The following is an 18,349-nucleotide window of genomic DNA, read 5'->3' on the forward strand; positions in this document are numbered from 1 at the left end:
CTGTGATCGGTGTGCTGCTGCGGACTTCGGTGTCGTGATCGCGATTCGGGATGCGATCTTTCGGTCAACAGTGACGATCCACGGGCGGTTTGGCCATTCGGATTCCTCTGGGATTCGTTAGCCGCGGCCTAACGCTGGTCGTTCTCCTCCGTGCATCTAATGAAAATAGCTTTCGCAGAATGAACAATTCGTGCATGATGAACGGAGTTCAGAGAGGACCACTCATGCCCGCAGCATCCTTCCCCGCCGACTTCCTCTGGGGAGTCGCCACCGCCGGCCATCAGAACGAGGGCGACAACGTCACCAGCGACACGTGGTTCCTCGAGAACGTGACGCCGACCGTCTTCCAGGCGCGCTCGGGCAAGGCGACCAACGGCTGGGAGCTGTGGGAGTCCGACCTCGACATCGTCGCCGGCCTGGGGCTCAACGCCTATCGCTTCTCGGTCGAATGGGCCCGCGTCGAACCTGTTGAAGGCGAGTTCTCGTCCGAGGCGCTCGATCACTACGAGGCGATCGTGGACGGATGCCGCGCCCGCGGCCTCGCGCCGATCGTGACGTTCAACCACTTCACGTCGCCGCACTGGTTCGCGGGCCGCGGGGCGTGGCTGGACCCCGAGGCGCCGGAGCTCTTCGCCCGCTACTGCGGCGTCGTGATGGACCGCTTCGGCGACCGCATCGAGCTCGGTGTGACCTTCAACGAGCCGGATCTGCCCGAGATGCTGACATGGGCGGACCTTCCCGCCTTCGTCGCCGACCTCGAGCGCGCGACGCTGGCGGCGGCATCCGAAGCCGCCGGTGTCGAGAGATACCGGGCCGGCAACGTCATGACCCGTGAGGACTTCCCCGGGATGCGCGCCGGCATGACGGCGGCGCACGTCGCGGCCAAGGCCGCCATCAAGCAGCGCCGCGCCGACCTGCCGGTCGGTCTCTCGCTCGCGATGTGCGACGACGTCGCCGTGCCCGGCGGCGAAGCGGTCCGCGACCGCAAGCGGGCGGAGGTCTACGACTACTGGCTGCGACTGGCCGCCGACGACGACTTCGTCGGCGTGCAGAACTACGAGCGCCTGGTCTACGGACCCGAGGGGCTGGTGCCCGCGCCGGAGGGCGCCGTGCTCAACGGCATGGGCACGACGGTCGACCCCGACTCGCTGCGCGGCGCCGTCGAATACGCCTACGCCGTGGCCGGCGTCCCGGTGCTCGTCAGCGAGCACGGCGTGAGCACGCCGGATGACAGCATCCGTGCCGACTTCATCGAGCCGTCGCTCGAGGGCCTCGCTCAGGCGATCGCCGATGGCGTCCCCGTGATCGGGTACTGCCACTGGACGCTCATGGACAACTTCGAGTGGATCTTCGGCTACGGCCCGAGGCTCGGTCTGCACGAGGTGGATCCCGAGACCTTCGCACGCACCGAGAAGCCGAGCGCCGATGTCTACCGGCAGCTGGTGGGTCGCTATCGCCCGGAGGCGTGATCCTCAGTCCGAGATGAGGGTGCCGCTCCCGCGCCCCGGGGGCCGGCGCGGGTTCGGCGATTCCGATGCGCGGCATCAGCGGATGCCGGTTCCCGCCGGCCGGGCGGTGGTCTAGCGTCGCGTCCATGACCAGGTATCCGGGCCTCGAGGGACGCACGATCGTCGTGACCGGGGCGGGAGGCGGCCAGGGTGCGGCGGAGGCGCGCGTGGTGGCGGAAGCGGGAGCGCGCGTCATCGCCACGGATGTGACGGACGCCCCGGCCTCACCCACGGAGGGCGTCGAGTACCGGCGGCTCGACGTGTCGGACGAGGGCGACTGGACCGCACTCGCCGCCCACCTGACGGAAGCACTCGACGGCGAACCGCTCCGCGGCCTCGTGAACAACGCCGGCATCACGCATCGCGCGCGGCTGGGCTCGGTCGATCGCGCGGACTGGGACCGGGTGCTCGCGGTCAACCTCACAGGCCCGATGCTCGGCATCCAGGCGCTCGCGCCGCTGATGGGGTCCGGCTCGTCGATCGTCAACATCGGCTCGTCTGCCGCGCTCAACGCGCACTACCCCGTGGCGTACACGACGTCGAAGTGGGGGCTTCGCGGTCTCACGCATGTCGCGGCGACGGAGCTCGGGGCGCGCGGCATCCGTGTCAACGTCGTGCACCCCGGCTTCATCGAGACGCCGATGACCGCGAACGCGCCCGAGGCGATGCGCGCGGCGCAGCTCGCCCTGACCCCGCTGGACCGCCTCGGGCAGGCGGACGAGGTCGCCGAGGCGGTCGCGTTCCTGCTGTCGGACGCCGCGTCGTATCTCACCGGAGCGGAGATCCCCGTCGACGGCGGTGCGACGTCGTCGGCCGGGGCCAAGTTCATGGCCGACCGCATCGCGGGGTCCTGACCCACCCGCAGAACTCCACGGAATCGAGGTTGCGGCAGGCGAGGGAGCGGTTCCTCACCCGCTGACCGACCAGATCAGTGGAGTTCTGCAGGGCGAGCGCCCGCGTCACGACCCGAGCGGGGTACGACCCTTCGCGCGCGCGGCGCGCTCGGCGCCCGCGAGGATCTCCGAGTCGAAGAACTCCTGCTGCAGGATCACCGCGCCGTCCTGCACGCGGATCAGGTGCACGAACGACTGCGGGTAGGGCTCACCGAGGAACCGCGCCTCGTCGACCATCCGACTCGTCACGAAGAACAGCCCGGGGTCGACGCAGTCGTGGATCACGAGGTCCGTGTGGACGACGTTCTCGAACATGCCGGCGTTCGCGTGCGTGTTGGCGACAATGTCGTCGCGGCCCTCCCACCGCGTCTTGGGCAGCTCGGACGGCGCGAACGGCAGCTCCTTCACCCCGTCCGGGTGCCACAGCGCGATCCGCTCGGCCGGATTGTCGAGGTTCGAGGTGAAGAACGCCTCGACCACCGCGCGATTGCCTGCGCGAAGTGCGGCATCTCCCCCGGTCATCGGGCGACCTGCTCGACCCGCGCGGCATCCAGCTGCTCGACGAGCTTGCGGGCGCCGCGGACGGCGATCGCAACGCTCATGAGCGTCGGGTTCATGGTGTTGGCCGTCGGGATCAGGGCGTTCCCGCCGACGACGAGGTTGTCGTAGCCCCAGACCCGCGAGTACGGATCCGCGACCGACGTGCCGTCGTCGGACGGTCCCATCCGCAGGGTGCCCATGTAGTGCAGGCTCGAGCCGTTGGGCAGCAGCCGCGGCTCGGCGACGAAGGCGCCGAGGGCGGCGCCGGCGCGACGCACGCGCGCGGTGGCCTCGTCGAGCTCGGGCTGCTCGGCATCCGTCAGCGCGTACTCGATCGTCATGTTGGGGAAGCCGCGGTAGTCGAGCTCGCTGTCGTCGAAGGTGACGCCGTCCTCGACGCGCGGGTGCTTGCGCACGCCGTAGCCCATGTTCACGTAGCCCCAGCGGTTGCCCGCGGCGGGGTGCGAGGGGTCGAGCTGGAAGGGCGGGTTCTCGGCGTACATGACCTGGAGCGAGAAGGGGTGCCCCGGCTCGGAGAACGGGATCCGGTTGACGGCCGCGACCGGGTCGGCCGCGTTCTGGGCGCGTCGGGCGAGCTCGGCCGTGAACTCCTCGTCCGTGATGCGCGCGCTCATGCGCTCCTCGTCGAGGGCCACCGTCGTGATGACGACGTGGTGCTCGGTGAGGTAGCGCCCGAGGGCGCGGGGACGGATGCCGCTGGCCCAGAGCAGCTGCGGAGAGCGGAACGCGTCGGCGGCCACGACGACGACATCGGCCGGGAAGAAGGAGACCTCCTTCGTGCGGAGATCCTCGATCGTGACTCCGGTGGCCACGCCGTCCTCGGTCTCGACCCGCCGCACGAGCGTGAGGTCGCGCAGCTCGAACCGCGCCGACTCGGGGGTGCCGGCCTCGATGAGGGGTCCCAGCACCGTGTTCGCGCCCGCCCACACCATCGAGCCGTCGGGCTGCGGGTCTCCGGCGACCGGCAGGGTGCCCACGCCGTAGCCGGCGGGCAGCTCGGCGCCGAACTCGTCGTTCAGGAGCGAGCGGATCGCCGTTCCGATGGCCGAATCGGCGAACGCCGCCTGCTGCGCGTGCAGCAGTCCCTCGGCTGTCGAGATCAGGTCCTCCCACTCGCCATCGTCGATGAAGTCGACCTTCTCGCTGAAGGCCGGACGCGGTATCGCGCAGGTCCAGTGCGCGCCCTGGCCGCCGACGTTGGTCGCGGCCGCCGCCGCGGGGAAGGTGGCGGCGTGCGCGGATCCCGGCCCGCCGAAGTCGAGCAGGTGCGTCCCCTGCCGGGCCGTGAACATCCCCTCGACGACGACACCGGCGGGGATGCCCAGACTCTCGCGGAAGGCGCCAGACTGCGGCCCCTGCGACATCTCGCGAGCACGGGCCTTCTCGTCGGGGTCGGCGATGTTGCGCACGCTTTCACCGGGAACGGCGGTGAGCTGCGGGCCCGCCTCGAACATCACGACGCGGGCATCGTGGCTCGCCTCGAGGATGACGCGGGCGTAGGCAGAGCCGATCGGGCCGGAGCCGACGACAGCGACGGTGGGGGTGGAAGACATGGGGGTACCTCTTCTGGTCACGCGGTGAGGGGTTCGGAACTGGGTGCCGGTGCGGGCTCGGACTCATCCGAGAGGCGACCGGCGGGAAGGAGCACCGCGGCGACGATGCCGACGGCGTAGGTGACGGCGAGAGCCGCGAACACGGGAGCGAAGATGCCGCTGTAGATCCCGGCGACCTGGCTCTGCACGGCGGCGGACGCGTCGTGCACGAACTGCGGTGTCAGCGTCGCCGCATCGAGCGACGATGGGAGCAGCGCCGCAACGCCGAAGCCGATGACTCCGCCGATGATCGCGGTCGCGACGGTCGAGCCGACCTGGCGCACGAGGTTCACGGTGGCCGTCATGCTGCCGGTGTCGCGACGCGGCGCGGCGCTCTGCACGACCGCGATGACGAGACTCATGAACGCGCCCGTGCCGACGCCGACGACGGCCATGACGATCATCGGCACCCACAGCGGCAAGCCCACCGGGAGGACCGACATGACGAACAGCCCGGCGGCGCTCAGCGCGGTGCCCACGATGCAGTAGACGCGGTAATGGCCGGTGCGGCTGACGAGCCACCCGGTCGCGAGATTGCTCACCAGCATCCCGAACACGGTCGCGATCGGCACGAGACCCGACACCGTCGCGCTCGTGCGGTAGGCCATCTGGAAGTACGTCGGCAGATACGCGGTGATCGAGAATAGCCCGATGCCGATGATGGCCGACAGCACCGTGCCCACCGCGATGGTGCGGTCGGCGAAGAGCCGCAGCGGAACCAGGGGTTCGGGCGCCCGCAGCTCGATGAGGAAGAACGCGGCGAACGCCATGCCCGCCACGACGAAGGCGACGACGGATGCTGCCGCCAGCACGGGATCGCCGACCCACGTGACGGCGAGCACCAGAGCGACCATCGCGATCGCGAACGAGACCGAGCCGCCGACATCGAACCGACGCCGGCCGAAGCCTGGCAGATGGGGCACGGCGACGAGGGCGAGCAGGAGCGCGGCGACGCCGAACGGGATGTTGATCCAGAACACCCACTGCCAGCCCCAGTAGTCCGTGATGAGGCCGCCGAGCACAGGGCCGATGAGGATCGCGACGGGGAAGGCGGCGCCGATCAGCGCGAGATACCGCGGCCGCTCGCGCGGTGTGGTCACGCGGGCGACGATGGTCTGCGACATCAGGTGCAGCCCCGCCGAGCTCATGCCCTGCACGACGCGCGCGCCGATGAGCTGCGGCATGTCCTGCGCGAAGCCGCACGCGAGCGACGCGACGAGGAACAGCACCAGCGACACCAGGAACACGGCGCGCGGCCCCACCGCATCGCCCAGCTTTCCGAGGACCGGCAGCAGCACGGTGCTCGCCAGCGTGTAGCCGACGACGACCCACCCCATCTGGGCGAGGGCTCCGAGTTCTCCTGCGACGGTCGCGAGGGAGGTCGACACGATCGTGTGGTCGAGGGCTCCGAGGATCGCGACCGTCAGGAGGGAGACGATCAGGAGGCGAAGCCTCCACGGTGACATGCTCATACGCGTTCTGGCCCGTACGACCGGGCGATCGACGCGACGGGGTGTGCCCCTGGGCGGCTTCGCCGCAGGGAACGGGCCTCCGTGGGCCCCGACGTCACTGTCGATTCTAGCCACTCTTCGGTCGTAAATCAACATAAGCCTGCGCCCACCCTGGCCCACCTGGCGTCGAAACCGGGGACTCACGACAAGACCGAGGACGTCGCCCTGGGTCTCGTGCGGGATCCCCTGTCTCGGCAGCTCGTTCGGCGCAGGGCGCTACCGCTGCCTCGTGCGCGGGCGGGGGCGCGCAGCGGGCAACGCGGGCGCGGGCACCGCCGCTCCCACCGTCCCGACGAGCTCGCCGATGCCCTCGACGGTCATGCGCACCTCGTCGCCCTCGCGCAGAGACGGGATGGTCGAGCCCCTGCCCCACAGCTCGCCGAGGCATCCGCCGTTTCCGACCGTGCCGCTGCCGAGCACGTCCCCCGGCACGACCCGGGAGTTGCGCGAGGCGTACGCGACGAGCTCGGGGAACGGCCAGCCCATGTTCGACACGAGGTCCTCGCCGACGAGTTCGCCGTTGATGCGCACCTCGGCGCGGATCGCGAGGAAGCCGTCGGCGTCGACGTACTGCTCCAGCTCGTCGGCCGTCACGATCCACGGGCCGAGGCTGGTGCCGAAGTCCTTGCCCTTCGCCGGCCCCAGTCGCACCTTCATCTCGCGGGACTGGATGTCGCGGGCCGACCAGTCGTTCATGATCGTGTAGCCGAAGATGCGGGAGGCCGCCTCCGCCGCTGTCAGGTTCGCCTCGCCGACCCCGGGCGCGTTGCCGACGACGACGGCGACCTCCAGCTCGAAGTCGAGCCGTTCGGTGACCGGAGGGGCGACGGGCTCGCCCGGGCCGAGGATCGTGTGCGGGTTCGTGAAATAGAACGTCGGCGCCTGGTACCACTCGGGCACGACCTCACTCTTGCCGTCGACCGACGCGCTCACGCCCTCGACGTGCTCCTCGAAGGCGACGAAATCACGGACGGATGCCGGGACCACCGGCGCCAGCAGGCGCACGTCGGCGAGCGCTGTGCCGGGCTCACCCTTCACCCGGCCGAACGCTGCGTGCGCAGCATCCACTCCCCCGGCGAGGATGTCGGCGACGGTCTGGCCGTCGGGGAACGGGACGACGCGATCGCCGACGACGAACCCCTCGCCGATGCCGGCGCCGTCGGTCCAGCGGGCGATCCTCATGCGGAGACCTTCGTGCGCAGCAGCTCCGCGGCATTGCCGGCGAGGATGCGGTCGGTGATCTCAGCCGGGAGGCCTGCCGAGCGCACGAAGGCGACCGGGTCGTCGAGCCCCATGTCGAACGGGAAGTCGCTGCCGAGCACGACGCGCGAGCCCCCGGCGACCTCGACGAGGTGGCGCACGGCGATCGGGTCGTGCACGACCGTGTCGAACCACAGCTTCTTGAGATAGCTCGACGGCTCGTGCGCGCAGCGCCGCGCCTCGGGCCGCACCCGCCACGCCCGGTCGGAGCGGCCGATCGCGAACGGCAGGTAGCCCCCGCCGTGGGCCACCACGATCTTGAGCCCGGGATGCCGGTCGAGCACGCCCGCGAAGATGAGGTGCGACAGCGCGACGGCGTTCTCGGTCGGCTGGCCCACGGTGTTCGAGAGGTAGAAGCGGTCGAGACGCTCGTCGAGGCTGCAGCCGAACGGGTGCAGGAAGATCACGCAGCCGAGCTCGGCCGCGCGCGCCCAGAACGGCTCGAGACGCTCGTCGGACAGCTCGACGTCGCCGGCGAACGACGAGATCTCGACACCCGCGAGGCCCCGGCCGAGCACGGCGTCGTCGAGGTACTCGACGAGATGCGCGGGGTGCTGCAGCGGCACGACGCCGAGGCCGACGAGGCGGTCGGGCGCCTGGGCGACGTGCGCGGCGATGAGCCGGTTCGTCTCCCCCGCGATCCAGCCCGACAACCCCTCGTTCGCCCACGGGTAGAAGTGGTTCGGCGACACACTGACCCATTGCCGGTCGACCCCCTGCTCATCCATCGCGGCGAGCCGGGCGTGCACGTCGGTGAGCTTCGGGATGCGGGCGCCGATCATGGCGCCCGACGCCTGCAGGCTCTCGACGCCGTTGCGCCGGCGCTCGAGATCGGCGGCCGCGGCCACTTCCTCAGGCGCGCGGCGCTCGACCTCGGCGTGCAGGGCGGGCAGGAGCAGGTGCGCGTGCACATCGACGACCGGCATCCGGTCGCCGGTGACGGTCATGCGCTCCGTCATGCGGGAACCGCCATCTGGTGCGCGATGCCGAACATGAGGCCCGCGACGTCCGCGTCCCGGACGCCGTCCAACTGCCACTGGCCGAGCTGGACGGATGCCTCCACCACGGCCGTGGCCCGCGGCAGCCGACGCGCGTGGAACTCGTCCCACAGCGCCGCGTCGACCGCATCGCGGCCGGCCAGCAGCTCGGTGAGCACCAGGGCGTCCTCGAGGCCCTGCGCCGCGCCCTGCGCGATCGTGGGCGGGCACGAGTGCGCGGCGTCCCCGATGAGGACGACGCGGCCGCGGTTCCACGCCCCCTCGACGATGTGCTTCGTGAACCACGTGTAGTTCGCGTGCGCACCGCCCTCGAGGTCGGCGCGGATCGAGTTCCAGGGGCCGTCGTAGGCGCGCGACTCCTCGAGCATGACGCGGGTGGCGTCCTCGTCGCTGACGTCGAAGCGGTCCTGCGCCTTCTCCACGAGGAAGGCGTACATCGTGTCGTCGCCCGTCGGGGTGTACCCGGCGATGTAGACCGGGCCGCCGTAGTACAGCTCGCTGCGGACGACCTCGGCAGGCCGCGAGACGAACGAGCGCCAGATGCCCATGCCGGTCGGCTCGGGCTTGGTCTCGATGCCGATGAGCCCGCGGACGGCGGAGTTCAGGCCGTCGGCGCCGATCAGCAGGTCGTACGTGCCGGCGGAGGCGCCGTCGACGAAGACCTCGACCCCGTCGCCGCTCTGCTCGAGGCCCGTGACCTTGGTCCCGAAGCGGACGTTCGCGCCCGCCTTCTGCGCGTGGTCGAGGAGGATGCGGGCCAGTGCGGGCCGCGGCATCCCCATCGCCGCCGGGTAGTCGGGTCCGCCGGTCTTGACGTCGGGAAGCTCGGCGACGATCGGCGCACCCGGCCCGGGAGCGCGCAGGTTGAGCCCCTCGAAAGGGTAGCCGGCGGCGCGGATGTCGTCCCACGCGCCGAGCGCGTCGAACACGCGCAGGGCATTGCCCTGCAGCGAGATGCCGGACCCGAGCGCGCTGAGCTCGGGCTTCGCCTCGAAGACGTCGACCTCGACGCCGGCCTTGGCGAGCTGGATGGCGGCGGCGAGTCCGCTGACGCCGCTTCCGGCGATCGCGACCTTGTTCACTGCGGTCATGTCAGAACCTCTCTGTTCTTGTCTTCGGGGGATCACAGAATCGCGACGGGGTTGATCGGCGAGCCGACCGCCCCCGTGATCGGCAGCGGCGCCGCCGACAGCAGGAAGTCCCAGCGCCCGCGCGCCGCGCACGCGTCGGCGAGGGCGTCGAGATTCCACATCTCGCCGATCGTGAGTCCCATGTTCGGGATCACGACCTGGTGCAGCGGCTGGAACGCCGGTGCGTCGAACTCATTGGGCCGCACCTCGAAGCCCCACGTGTCGGTGGCGATCGCGGCGATCTCGGTGCGGTGCAGCCACCCTGCCGTGGTGAGCGACAGACCCGGCGCGGGTCCGCCGGCGTACTCGCCCCAACCATCGCGCCGCGTGCGGGCGTACTGGCCGGTGCGCACCAGCACGATGTCGCCGCGGCCGACGCTGCTCGACGCGCCCTGCGCGGCGATGGTCGCCTCGATGTCGGCGACGGTGATCGCGTAGCCGTCGGCGAGCTCGCCGGTGTCAGGCGCGAGATGGCGGCCCACGTCCAGCAGCACCCCCCGCGAGACGATGACGGATGCCGCGTGCTCGATCCCCGTGACGAGGTCGCCGTCGCTCGTGACGACGTCGCCCGCACGCCGGCCGTTCCAGGCGTTGCCGTGGTCGAAAATGTGCCCGAGCCCGTCCCACTGGGTGGAGCACTGCAGCGGCATCGCGATCACGTCGTCGGCGCCGCCGATGCCGTGCGGGAAGCCCTGGTTGCCGCGCTCGGCGTCGGTGCCGGTGTCGGTCATCGTGTGCACCGGATTGGTGCGCCGGCGCCACCCCTTCTGCGGGCCGTTCGTGTCGAACGCCTGCGCGAGCGAGATCACCTCGCCGTCCTGCACGAGGGCGGCGGCCTCGACGCGCTTGGCGGCATCGATGAAGTTGAGCGTGCCGAGCACGTCGTCCTCACCCCAGCGGCCCCAGTTGCGGAACGCCTCGGCGCGCGCGGCGATCTCGGCCTCGGGGTCGTTGCGGTCGAGGTCGGCGGGGTTCTCGCTCGGTGCGCTCATACCGCCGGTCCTTCCGCGAGGCAGCGGACCACCTGGGTGCCGAGGCCCGAGATGGATCCCGTCATGACGTCGCCGTCACGCAGGAACCGCTTCCAGTGCTGGCCGTTCCCGGGAGGGCTCCCGGTGAGCAGCAGATCGCCGGGCAGCAGCGCCGTCGTCTGGGAAGCGGCAGAGATGAGCGCCGGGATGTCGAAGAGGAGGTCGCTCGTCGACCCGTTCTGCATCGTCTCACCGTTGAGATCGAGTCGCACCGTGAGGTCCTCCCCCGCCACGAAGGGCGCCGGCACCAGGAAGGGACCGGTCGGAAGGAAGCCGGGGGCGTTCTTGGAGCGGAACCAGTCGGTGCCGATCTCCTTCATGTCCTTGCGGAAGACGAGGTCGCGGGTCGTGACGTCGTTGACGATCGTGTAGCCCGCGACGTGATTCAGCGCGTCCTCGCGGGAGACGCGGAACGCCTCGGTGCCGATCACAACGGCGAGCTCCAGCTCCCAGTCGTGCACCTCGCTGTAGCCGGGCAGCACGAGCGGCACGTCGTCTCCGACGACGACAGTGGGTAGGCCGAGGAAGAAGTACGGCTCGCCGTTCGCACGGCGGTCGTCCATCATCTTGGCCGCGAACTCGCGCGCCTCCTCGGGCGAGCGGGAGGGGTCCTGCGTGAGGCCGGCAACGACCAGCTCGATGACGTGCTCGCGATAGTTCGCGCCCGCCTGCACCACCTGGCGGGGCTCGACCGGGGCGGTGAGCACGACGTCGGCCAGCGGCATCCACCCCCCGTCGTGTGAGGCAAGCGCGCGGAGGCGGTCCCAATCGGGATGCGCCAGGAAGGCGTTGAGTCCAGCGGCGCCGAGATCGTCATCGGAGACCGCGCGGATGCGGTCGCCGGCGACGAGCCCGAGACGCACGGAATCGCCGTCGCGGAAGCGCGCGAGGGCGAAGGGGGCGGTCAGTCCGTGTGACGACGTCGTCATGTTCTCTCCAGATCCGTGGTTCGGAACGTGGTGCGAGGGTGGGGACGCCTCCGGCATCCCCACCCTCGAGCCTGTCAGCCCTGGCCGTGCTTGGCGTAGGGGTTCAGCAGGGCGTCCTTGATCTCGTCCGGAACGCCCTCCTCCGTCGCCGACGGACCGTCGGCGGGCGGGAAGGACTCCGTCATCGACATCGGCATGGCGCTGTTGCGGTAGAAGTTGTTCGACCCCTGCGACGGCTTCCACGTGTTGGCCTCCCAGTCGGGCACGTAGTTGCGGTAGCCGCCGGTGTTGAGCTCGATGCGCAGGCTCGAGGGCTCGCGGTAGTAGAGGAAGTTCTGCTCGCCGATGCCGTGGATCGACGGGCCGTACTCGATCGGGTAGCCGTTCTCGCCGAGCACGTCGGCGGCGATGAGCAGCTCCTCGCGGGTGTCGACCCAGAAGGCGTAGTGGTTCACGCGCCCGGCGCGGGTCGAGCCGTCGAGCACGACGCCGAGGTCGTGGGACTTCTCGTTCGTCGTGAGCACCGAGAACACAGAGATCGGCGCCTCGTCGAGCTGCGTGCGGGCCATGAAGCGGAAGCCGAGCACGTCGACGTACCACTGGACGAAGGCGTCGACGTCGCTCGTCGCGATCGTGACGTGGTCGAGCTGACGCGGAGCGCCCGCGACCTTGCTGCGGCGCGAGGGGCGGTCGGGGTAGATCGACGCCGCGTCGCCCTCGGTGTCGTGGTGGCGCGTGACATCCCAGTGCAGGGTCAGCGTGTGGCCCCACGGGCCGGTGAACTGATAGGCACGGCCGATCTTGTGGACGTCGATCCACTCGCCCTGGATGCCGGCGGCCTCGACGCGCTTGGCGGCCTCCTCGAGCGCCTCGGGGCTCGAGGTGCGCCACGCGGCGGTCACGAGACCCGGCTCGTCGCCCGGCACGACCACGACCGAGTAGGCGTAGTAGTCGCCCCAGCAGCGGAGGTAGACGGCGCCGTCGACGCGGTCGACGACGGTGAGGCCGACCTGGTTGACGTAGAAGTCGACGGATGCCTCGACATCCGGAGACGTGATGGCCACATACGACAGATGCGACAGAAGCTTGATCATCTTCGATCCCTTTCGGTGAGTCATCGGGGTGATCCCGTCACCCACTTTCGCCGAACTCGGGCATATCGAGGAATCCCATATCGGCTATCCCTCGAATCACCGACGTTTATGAGGTCGGTGCGGTGAGGAGCGCGGCCGCGAGCGCCGTGTCATGGCGCAGATCCGCGAGATCGGAGGGCGACTCGTCCGTGCGGACCGCCGCGATCGCGCGGCGCAGCGCGACGCGCTCGGAGCTCTCGAAGAGCGCGGGAAGGATGCCGCGACCCGCGGCATCCGTGACGCAGGCGACGGTCTCGATATCGGCGTCGATCTCCACGCGCGTCGGGGCGATCGAGGTGATCCGCACGCAGCCGGGAATCGGCGCGCCCGGCTGCACGGCGGCGACGATCGACACGGAAGCGCCCTCTGTGGACCCGAGGAGCGCGAGCACGCGGCCGCCCCACGACTCGGTCGTCAGAGGGGCGAGCGGAGCGCGCGCGAGGACCCGCGCCCACCCGATCGCGTCGCGCAACGCCGGAGCGAGGGTGCGCGCGGGCGCATGACACTCGACGACGAGCGCGCCGGGAGCGGGGAGCTCCTCGATCGAAGCGCCCACTCCGGCGACCAGGTCGGCGCGCAGCAGCGGGCGCTCCACGACCACGGGCGTCGCACCGGCGAGCGAGCCCAGAGCCTCGAGCGCCTCGATCGGGGCGACGGCGGGCTGCGCGACGACGACGGCCGCCGCGCCGGCGGCGATCGCATCAGAGGCCACCACCCACCACCCGTCGCCCCCGGGCACGACGGCGACCGCACCCTTCGTGTCACGGCTCGCCACCGCGCTCTCGGGCAGCTCGGCCACCGCGATGCGGTAGGCGTCGAGGTCGGTGCGAACGGGCGTCGTCATGCTGCGGCTCCGATCAGCTCTGCCGCGGCGTCGGCCAGCCGCAGGGCGTAGCGGGCGTCGTCGAGCAGTTCGTCGTACTCCACGGGCAGACCGGCGTCGAGCAGCTCCGCGAGGGCGCGCCACTCCGCGACGTATCCGTCGCCGGGATCGTGCGCGTAGATCGTGTCGCGGCCGTCCGCGGCGCGCACGCGCACCCGCGCTCCGCCCGCGTGCACGAACGGGGGCGGGAAGCTGACGTCGAGCCGGTCGGAGGCCGTCGCGACGGCGATGCGCCAGAGCGTGTCGGCGCCCTCCGGGAGCATCACCGTCGTGAGCTGGACCGGAACCCCGCCGGCGACGAAGCCGACCGCGTACCCGAGCGGGGGCAGCGCCCGCGCGAAGACGACGCGCTCGAAGCGCGGGACCAGATCACGCACGAGCGGCATGTCGTGGATCGCGAGCCCGGTGAGAAGCTGGCGTACGACGCCCGCGGCAACCGCGGCGCGCGTCAGGTCGGGAGCGCCCCGGCCGGCGGCCGGCGATGCGGGCAGCTCGGTGACGAGCTCGTGATACCGCGCGTTGGGCGCCAGCGCGAGCGTGACCGAGATCGAGACGACCGGCCCGCCCGACACGGTGAGGTGATGCTTGGCCCGGCCCCACGCCGGGTCGAAGTAGTGGTTCGTGCCGACGATCAGCGGCACCCCGGCGCGGCGGCACGCCTCGACGGCCTCTTCCGCCTCGGCGACCGTCGTGCCGATGGGCTTCTCGCAGAACACCGCGCGCTTGCCGGCGGCGACGGCCGCGATGATCTGCGCCGCATGCTGGGCGGGCGGGCTGCAGATCGCGACGACCTCGGCCTCCGGATCCGCCATGATGGCGTCGACACCCGTCGACGACCGCGCACCCACCCGCGCCGCGAGTGCCGCCGAGCGGCCACTTCCCCCGTCGGCGATGTGCACGACGCGGAAGGCATCGCCCACGCGCGCGAGCGTCGGAAGATGCAGCGCCGCCACTCCAGGCCCCGCGCCGATGATGCCCACACCACGCGCCATGATCGCCTCCTTACTTCGGCTGGAAGCGTACCTAAGTGTGAAGCCGTTTGACTATAGATGTCTCGATTTCCGCGTCTAGCGTGCAGTGTTATGTAAGAATCGACCATGGCCAGAGAGTCCACGCTGAGGTTCGGCGCACAGACCGACGAGATGACGAGCCTTCTCCGCATCGTCAACATGGTTCGCACCGGTGAGGCCGCCACCCGTCCCGAGATCGGCCGCGTGACCGGTCTCGGCCGTGGCGTCGTGACGCAGCGCGTCGACCACGCGATCGAGATGGGCTACCTCGCCGACGGCGAGTTCGGCCCCTCGTCGGGGGGCCGCGCACCGCGCACCCTCCGCTTCCGCGGCGACGCCGGACGCATCGTCGTCTGCGCACTCGGCGCGCTCCACATCCACGTCGGCGTGGCGCTCCTCGACGGCGACGTCATCGATCAGGAGCATTCGCCGTGGGACATCGCCCGCGGTCCCACGGAGACCCTCGACAAGGCCCTGAGCATGATCGACGAGGTGCTCGCGCGCACCCCGGACGTGCCGGTCTGGGGCATCGGCGTCGGAGTGCCCGGCCCCGTGGACTTCGACAGCGGTCGTCCTGTCGCACCGCCGATCATGCCCGGTTGGAACGGCTTCGACGTGCGCCGCCGCTTCGAGCAGCGCTACGACGCTCCCGTCTGGGTCGACAACGACGTGAACCTCCTCACATTCGGAGAGCGGGCCCGCCGCGACGACGACCGCCTCGACCTGATCTACTGCAAGATCGGCTCCGGCATCGGCGCCGGCCTCCTCTCGCACGGCCGCATCCATCGCGGCGTCAACGGCGCCGCCGGCGACATAGGCCACGTGCGGGTGCGCGATTCGGATGCTCTCTGCCGCTGCGGCAAGATCGGATGCCTCGAAGCCGTCGCCGGCGGATGGGCGATGATCCGCGACGCCCTCGCCGAGATCGAGGCCGGCGCCACGGGCGTGCTCGCCACAGCTGTCGCCGACGGCGAGGAGCTCACGCCCGAGCTGATCTCGATCGCGGCCGAGAACGGCGACGCCCTCGCGATCCGGCTCGTGCAGCGCTCGGCCCGCGTCGTCGGAGAGTCGATCGCCGCGCTCGTCAACATGTTCAACCCGTCGGTCATCGTGATCGGCGGCGCCATGGCCGGCGCCGGCGAGCTGCTGCTGGCCGAGGTGCGTCAGCGCGTCTACGAGCTGTCGCTCCCCCTCGCCACGCGCGACCTGACGATCGCTCAGTCCGTCAACGACCGGCGCGAGCCGCTGCGCGGCGGTGTCGAGATGGTGCGCGAGCAGCTCTTCGAGGTCACCTTCCCTCGCTGGTTCGGCGACGGGCGGCCTACCGTCGTGGCGATCCGCGGCGCTCTCGAAGCGGTGGCGTAGGACTCTCGTCGTTCTCGACAACTTCTTACGAAAAACGACAAAAGCGTGTAGCTTCCTGTCTGAAGCCGGTTCTGCCGGTGCCAGCACAAGGGAGTGAACACGATGGCGTTGCCGCTGCTGCTGAACGATGCGCTCGTCGCGACGGAGTCGGGTTTCGCCCTGCGCGTGAGCCTGCCGTGGATCCGGTCCATGCCGCTGGCGGCCGTCACCGATCTCGCGGTCTCTATCGACGGCTCCCCCGTCTCGGTCACCGCCCGGCTCGATGAGCGCGAGGTCGAGCCCGACGCCCTCCAGGCCGAGCAAGGCTGGTGGTTCATCCAGGACCGGCTCGAACTGCGCGGCGAACGGATGCTGCCTCCCGGCGCCCACGACATCTCGGTGTCGTTCGTCCTCGTGGTGCCCTACCTGCAGGCCGGGCCGTCCGGGCCGCTCCTCCTGCCGTTCCGCGCCGAACGGCCGCTCGTGCTCGGGGGTGCAGCATCCGTTCGCCCTCACTCGACCCCGCGCATCGTGAACGTCGAGGACCGGGCACACGCTCCGCGCGACGAGGTTCGCGGCGACTGGACTGTCTCGGCCAGCGCATTCAACTGGACACCCGAGGTGATCCGCGCCGAGCGCACAGCCGACGACATCGCGATCGGCGTCGTCGCCGACGGCGTCGCATCGACCATCGAGATCGAGGCGGGCCAGGTGTGGCGCTCGTTCCCCGAGCTGTCCGACGTGGACGTGGATGCGTTCCGCGAGCGTTTGGCCTCGGCGGGCGGCGCCGTGACGATCGTCGGCGCGAGCCTCGACGACTGGATCTCGCCGACGTATCGGCGCACCGAGCAGGAGCGGCTCGCGTTCCTCGTGCCGCAGCTGCGCGCGGCAGCCCGGCTGGGCGCCCGCGGTGTGCGCGTGCCGTTCGGTCAGACAGGTCCGGAGCTGATGCGCCTCGCGCAGCCGGTGCTCCAGGAGCTGGACGTGGTCCTCTACGAGGAGATCCAGGGGCAGCAGACGCTCGACGCGCCTGCGGTCGCGGCGAACCTCGAGCTGCTGCAGGGACTCGATGACCCCCGCATCCGGGTGCTGGTCGACATCAGCCTGCTCATGCCCTCGCTGCCGCCGACATACCTGGACGAGCTTCGCCGGGGCGGCGTCGACGATGCGCTGGTGCACCGCCTCGAGACCGAGTGGCGCGCGCCCGCAACTCACGAGGCGGTGATCGCCGCCCTCCGCGAGGGACGCGTGCCGCCCTCCGTCCATAGGCTCTTCATGAATCTGCTCGTGCGCTTCGGCCGATCCGACGTCGCCGACCTCGAGCCGCTGCTGCCGCTCACCGCCGGCGTGCACCTGAAGTTCTGGGATCTCGACGACACCGACGGCCGCGTGTCCGCGCCGATCGCCGACATCGGGGCGGCGTTGCGACGCACCGGCTTCACCGGCACCCTCACCAGCGAGTGGGGCGGCCACGAGTGGCTGGACGACGATCCGGCGGCGACGACCCGCGCGCACCTCGCGCTCGCACAGCGCGCGCTGGCGGCTGTGGATCGGGCCTAGTCGGACTTGGTCGAGAACGCGGCGTCGAACGCGGCCGCGGGCGGGGTGATCGCGTTGAGCTTGCGCACGAACGCGATCGCCTCAGGGGCGCCCTGCAGGCGGTCCATGCCGGCGTCCTCCCACTCGACGGAGGTGGGGCCGTCGTAGCCGATCGCGTTGAGCGCGCGGAACAGCGGCTCCCACGGCACCTGCCCGTGCGCGGTCGACACGAACGTCCAGCCGCGACGCGGGTTGGCCCAGGGCAAGTGCGAGCCGAGCACGCCGTTGCGGCCGTCGAGGTTGGTGATCGACTCCTTCACATGCACGTGGAAGATGTGCTCCGCGTAGTCGAGCACGAAGGCCACCGGGTCCAGCTGCTGCCACATGAAGTGCGACGGGTCGAAGTTGATGCCGAAGCTCGCGCGGTGCCCGATTGCGTCGAGCGTCGCCTTCGTCGTCCAGTAGTCGTAGGCGATCTCGGACGGGTGCACCTCGAGCGCGAACCGCACCCCGACCTCTTCGAACACGTCGAGGATGGGGTGGAACCGGTCGGCGAAGTCCTGGTAGCCGGCGGCGATCCATTCGTCCGAGGCCGGGGGGAACATCGCCACGGCCTTCCAGATCGAGGATCCGGTGAACCCGGTGACCGTCTTCACGCCGAGCTTCGCCGCGAACCGCGCCGTCATCTTCAGCTCTTCGGCGGCGCGCTGACGCACGCCCTCCGGCTCGCCGTCGCCCCACACCCGGTCGTTCAGGATGTCGCGGTGACGCTCGTCGATCGGGTCGTCGCACACCGCTTGACCTGCGAGATGGTTGGAGATCGTCCACACCTTCAGGCCGTTGCGCTCGAGGATGTCGCGGCGCGACTGCACGTAGTCCGCGTCATCCCAGCGCGACACGTCGATGTGGTCGCCCCAGCACGCGATCTCGAGCCCGTCGTAGCCCCACTCTCCCGCGAGCCGCGCGACCTCCTCGAACGGCAGATCGGCCCACTGGCCCGTGAACAGGGTGATCGGACGAGGCATCG

At 70.6% G+C, this 18,349-nt stretch carries 16 protein-coding genes; 4 read left to right on the forward strand and 12 right to left on the reverse strand.

What is annotated here, in order from left to right:
• Positions 1–224: 224 nt before the first annotated feature.
• Together AC3A46_RS07220 and AC3A46_RS07225 are read left to right on the forward strand one after the other, a co-directional pair.
• A complete protein-coding gene (locus AC3A46_RS07220) occupies positions 225–1,469 on the forward strand; it encodes a family 1 glycosylhydrolase (protein WP_487664523.1) in 1,245 nt (414 codons plus the stop codon).
• A gap of 125 nt (positions 1,470–1,594) precedes the next feature.
• Positions 1,595–2,362, forward strand: coding sequence for an SDR family NAD(P)-dependent oxidoreductase (locus tag AC3A46_RS07225; RefSeq protein WP_487664524.1), 768 nt, complete (start codon positions 1,595–1,597; stop codon positions 2,360–2,362).
• A 105-nt stretch (positions 2,363–2,467) separates the two neighbouring features.
• Here the strand turns inward: AC3A46_RS07225 and AC3A46_RS07230 are convergent, their stop codons facing one another.
• From AC3A46_RS07230 to AC3A46_RS07280, 11 genes are all read right to left on the reverse strand, one after another.
• Positions 2,468–2,923 carry a nuclear transport factor 2 family protein gene (locus AC3A46_RS07230; RefSeq protein WP_487664525.1) on the reverse strand — a complete coding sequence of 152 codons (456 nt, stop codon included), beginning with the start codon at positions 2,921–2,923 and terminating at the stop codon, positions 2,468–2,470.
• Complete coding sequence (locus AC3A46_RS07235) at positions 2,920–4,515, reverse strand: GMC oxidoreductase (protein ID WP_487664526.1); 1,596 nt, start codon at positions 4,513–4,515, stop codon at positions 2,920–2,922. The genes AC3A46_RS07230 and AC3A46_RS07235 overlap by 4 nt, the downstream gene beginning before the upstream one ends.
• A gap of 17 nt (positions 4,516–4,532) precedes the next feature.
• On the reverse strand, positions 4,533–6,026 hold the full coding sequence (locus AC3A46_RS07240; protein WP_487664527.1) for an MFS transporter: 1,494 nt from the start codon (positions 6,024–6,026) through the stop codon (positions 4,533–4,535).
• A 255-nt stretch (positions 6,027–6,281) separates the two neighbouring features.
• A complete protein-coding gene (locus tag AC3A46_RS07245) occupies positions 6,282–7,247 on the reverse strand; it encodes a fumarylacetoacetate hydrolase family protein (protein ID WP_487664528.1) in 966 nt (321 codons plus the stop codon).
• On the reverse strand, positions 7,244–8,284 hold the full coding sequence (locus AC3A46_RS07250; protein ID WP_487664529.1) for an amidohydrolase family protein: 1,041 nt from the start codon (positions 8,282–8,284) through the stop codon (positions 7,244–7,246). Before AC3A46_RS07250 ends, AC3A46_RS07245 begins: the two co-directional genes overlap by 4 nt.
• Positions 8,281–9,414, reverse strand: a complete 1,134-nt coding sequence (locus AC3A46_RS07255; RefSeq protein ID WP_487664530.1) for an FAD-dependent monooxygenase — start codon at positions 9,412–9,414, stop codon at positions 8,281–8,283. Before AC3A46_RS07255 ends, AC3A46_RS07250 begins: the two co-directional genes overlap by 4 nt.
• Positions 9,415–9,446: 32 nt before the next feature.
• Positions 9,447–10,445, reverse strand: a complete 999-nt coding sequence (locus AC3A46_RS07260) for a cyclase family protein (RefSeq protein WP_487664531.1) — start codon at positions 10,443–10,445, stop codon at positions 9,447–9,449.
• Positions 10,442–11,413 (reverse strand): fumarylacetoacetate hydrolase family protein, encoded by a 972-nt coding sequence (locus AC3A46_RS07265; RefSeq protein WP_487664532.1) that lies wholly within the window; start codon positions 11,411–11,413, stop codon positions 10,442–10,444. Before AC3A46_RS07265 ends, AC3A46_RS07260 begins: the two co-directional genes overlap by 4 nt.
• A 74-nt stretch (positions 11,414–11,487) precedes the next feature.
• A complete protein-coding gene (locus AC3A46_RS07270; protein WP_487664533.1) occupies positions 11,488–12,507 on the reverse strand; it encodes a VOC family protein in 1,020 nt (339 codons plus the stop codon).
• Between the two features lie 106 nt (positions 12,508–12,613).
• Positions 12,614–13,390, reverse strand: coding sequence for a hypothetical protein (locus tag AC3A46_RS07275; RefSeq protein WP_487664534.1), 777 nt, complete (start codon positions 13,388–13,390; stop codon positions 12,614–12,616).
• Positions 13,387–14,421, reverse strand: a complete 1,035-nt coding sequence (locus AC3A46_RS07280) for a Gfo/Idh/MocA family protein (RefSeq protein ID WP_487664535.1) — start codon at positions 14,419–14,421, stop codon at positions 13,387–13,389. Before AC3A46_RS07280 ends, AC3A46_RS07275 begins: the two co-directional genes overlap by 4 nt.
• 105 nt (positions 14,422–14,526) lie before the next feature.
• Between AC3A46_RS07280 and AC3A46_RS07285 the strand changes: the two genes are divergently transcribed.
• Both AC3A46_RS07285 and AC3A46_RS07290 read left to right on the forward strand, forming a co-directional pair.
• Positions 14,527–15,804 carry an ROK family protein gene (locus AC3A46_RS07285; RefSeq protein WP_487664536.1) on the forward strand — a complete coding sequence of 426 codons (1,278 nt, stop codon included), beginning with the start codon at positions 14,527–14,529 and terminating at the stop codon, positions 15,802–15,804.
• Between the two features lie 102 nt (positions 15,805–15,906).
• Entirely contained in the window at positions 15,907–17,343 is a 1,437-nt protein-coding gene (locus tag AC3A46_RS07290) for a hypothetical protein (protein ID WP_487664537.1), read from the forward strand.
• Here the strand turns inward: AC3A46_RS07290 and AC3A46_RS07295 are convergent.
• Entirely contained in the window at positions 17,340–18,347 is a 1,008-nt protein-coding gene (locus AC3A46_RS07295; protein ID WP_487664538.1) for a sugar phosphate isomerase/epimerase family protein, read from the reverse strand. The two genes, AC3A46_RS07290 and AC3A46_RS07295, sit on opposite strands and share 4 nt — an antisense overlap.
• Positions 18,348–18,349 lie beyond the last annotated feature (2 nt).

This window comes from Microbacterium sp. Soil_C_42, from assembly GCF_057656735.1.

Coding starts and splice junctions, on each gene's coding strand:
- AC3A46_RS07250 (WP_487664529.1), bottom strand. CDS start 8,284: ATGACGGAGCGCATGACCGTCACCGGCGACCGGATGCCGGTCGTCGAT.
- AC3A46_RS07295 (WP_487664538.1), bottom strand. CDS start 18,347: ATGCCTCGTCCGATCACCCTGTTCACGGGCCAGTGGGCCGATCTGCCG.
- AC3A46_RS07290 (WP_487664537.1), top strand. CDS start 15,907: ATGGCGTTGCCGCTGCTGCTGAACGATGCGCTCGTCGCGACGGAGTCG.
- AC3A46_RS07240 (WP_487664527.1), bottom strand. CDS start 6,026: ATGAGCATGTCACCGTGGAGGCTTCGCCTCCTGATCGTCTCCCTCCTG.
- AC3A46_RS07255 (WP_487664530.1), bottom strand. CDS start 9,414: ATGACCGCAGTGAACAAGGTCGCGATCGCCGGAAGCGGCGTCAGCGGA.
- AC3A46_RS07235 (WP_487664526.1), bottom strand. CDS start 4,515: ATGTCTTCCACCCCCACCGTCGCTGTCGTCGGCTCCGGCCCGATCGGC.
- AC3A46_RS07220 (WP_487664523.1), top strand. CDS start 225: ATGCCCGCAGCATCCTTCCCCGCCGACTTCCTCTGGGGAGTCGCCACC.
- AC3A46_RS07285 (WP_487664536.1), top strand. CDS start 14,527: ATGGCCAGAGAGTCCACGCTGAGGTTCGGCGCACAGACCGACGAGATG.
- AC3A46_RS07265 (WP_487664532.1), bottom strand. CDS start 11,413: ATGACGACGTCGTCACACGGACTGACCGCCCCCTTCGCCCTCGCGCGC.
- AC3A46_RS07225 (WP_487664524.1), top strand. CDS start 1,595: ATGACCAGGTATCCGGGCCTCGAGGGACGCACGATCGTCGTGACCGGG.
- AC3A46_RS07280 (WP_487664535.1), bottom strand. CDS start 14,421: ATGGCGCGTGGTGTGGGCATCATCGGCGCGGGGCCTGGAGTGGCGGCG.
- AC3A46_RS07275 (WP_487664534.1), bottom strand. CDS start 13,390: ATGACGACGCCCGTTCGCACCGACCTCGACGCCTACCGCATCGCGGTG.
- AC3A46_RS07230 (WP_487664525.1), bottom strand. CDS start 2,923: ATGACCGGGGGAGATGCCGCACTTCGCGCAGGCAATCGCGCGGTGGTC.
- AC3A46_RS07245 (WP_487664528.1), bottom strand. CDS start 7,247: ATGAGGATCGCCCGCTGGACCGACGGCGCCGGCATCGGCGAGGGGTTC.
- AC3A46_RS07260 (WP_487664531.1), bottom strand. CDS start 10,445: ATGAGCGCACCGAGCGAGAACCCCGCCGACCTCGACCGCAACGACCCC.
- AC3A46_RS07270 (WP_487664533.1), bottom strand. CDS start 12,507: ATGATCAAGCTTCTGTCGCATCTGTCGTATGTGGCCATCACGTCTCCG.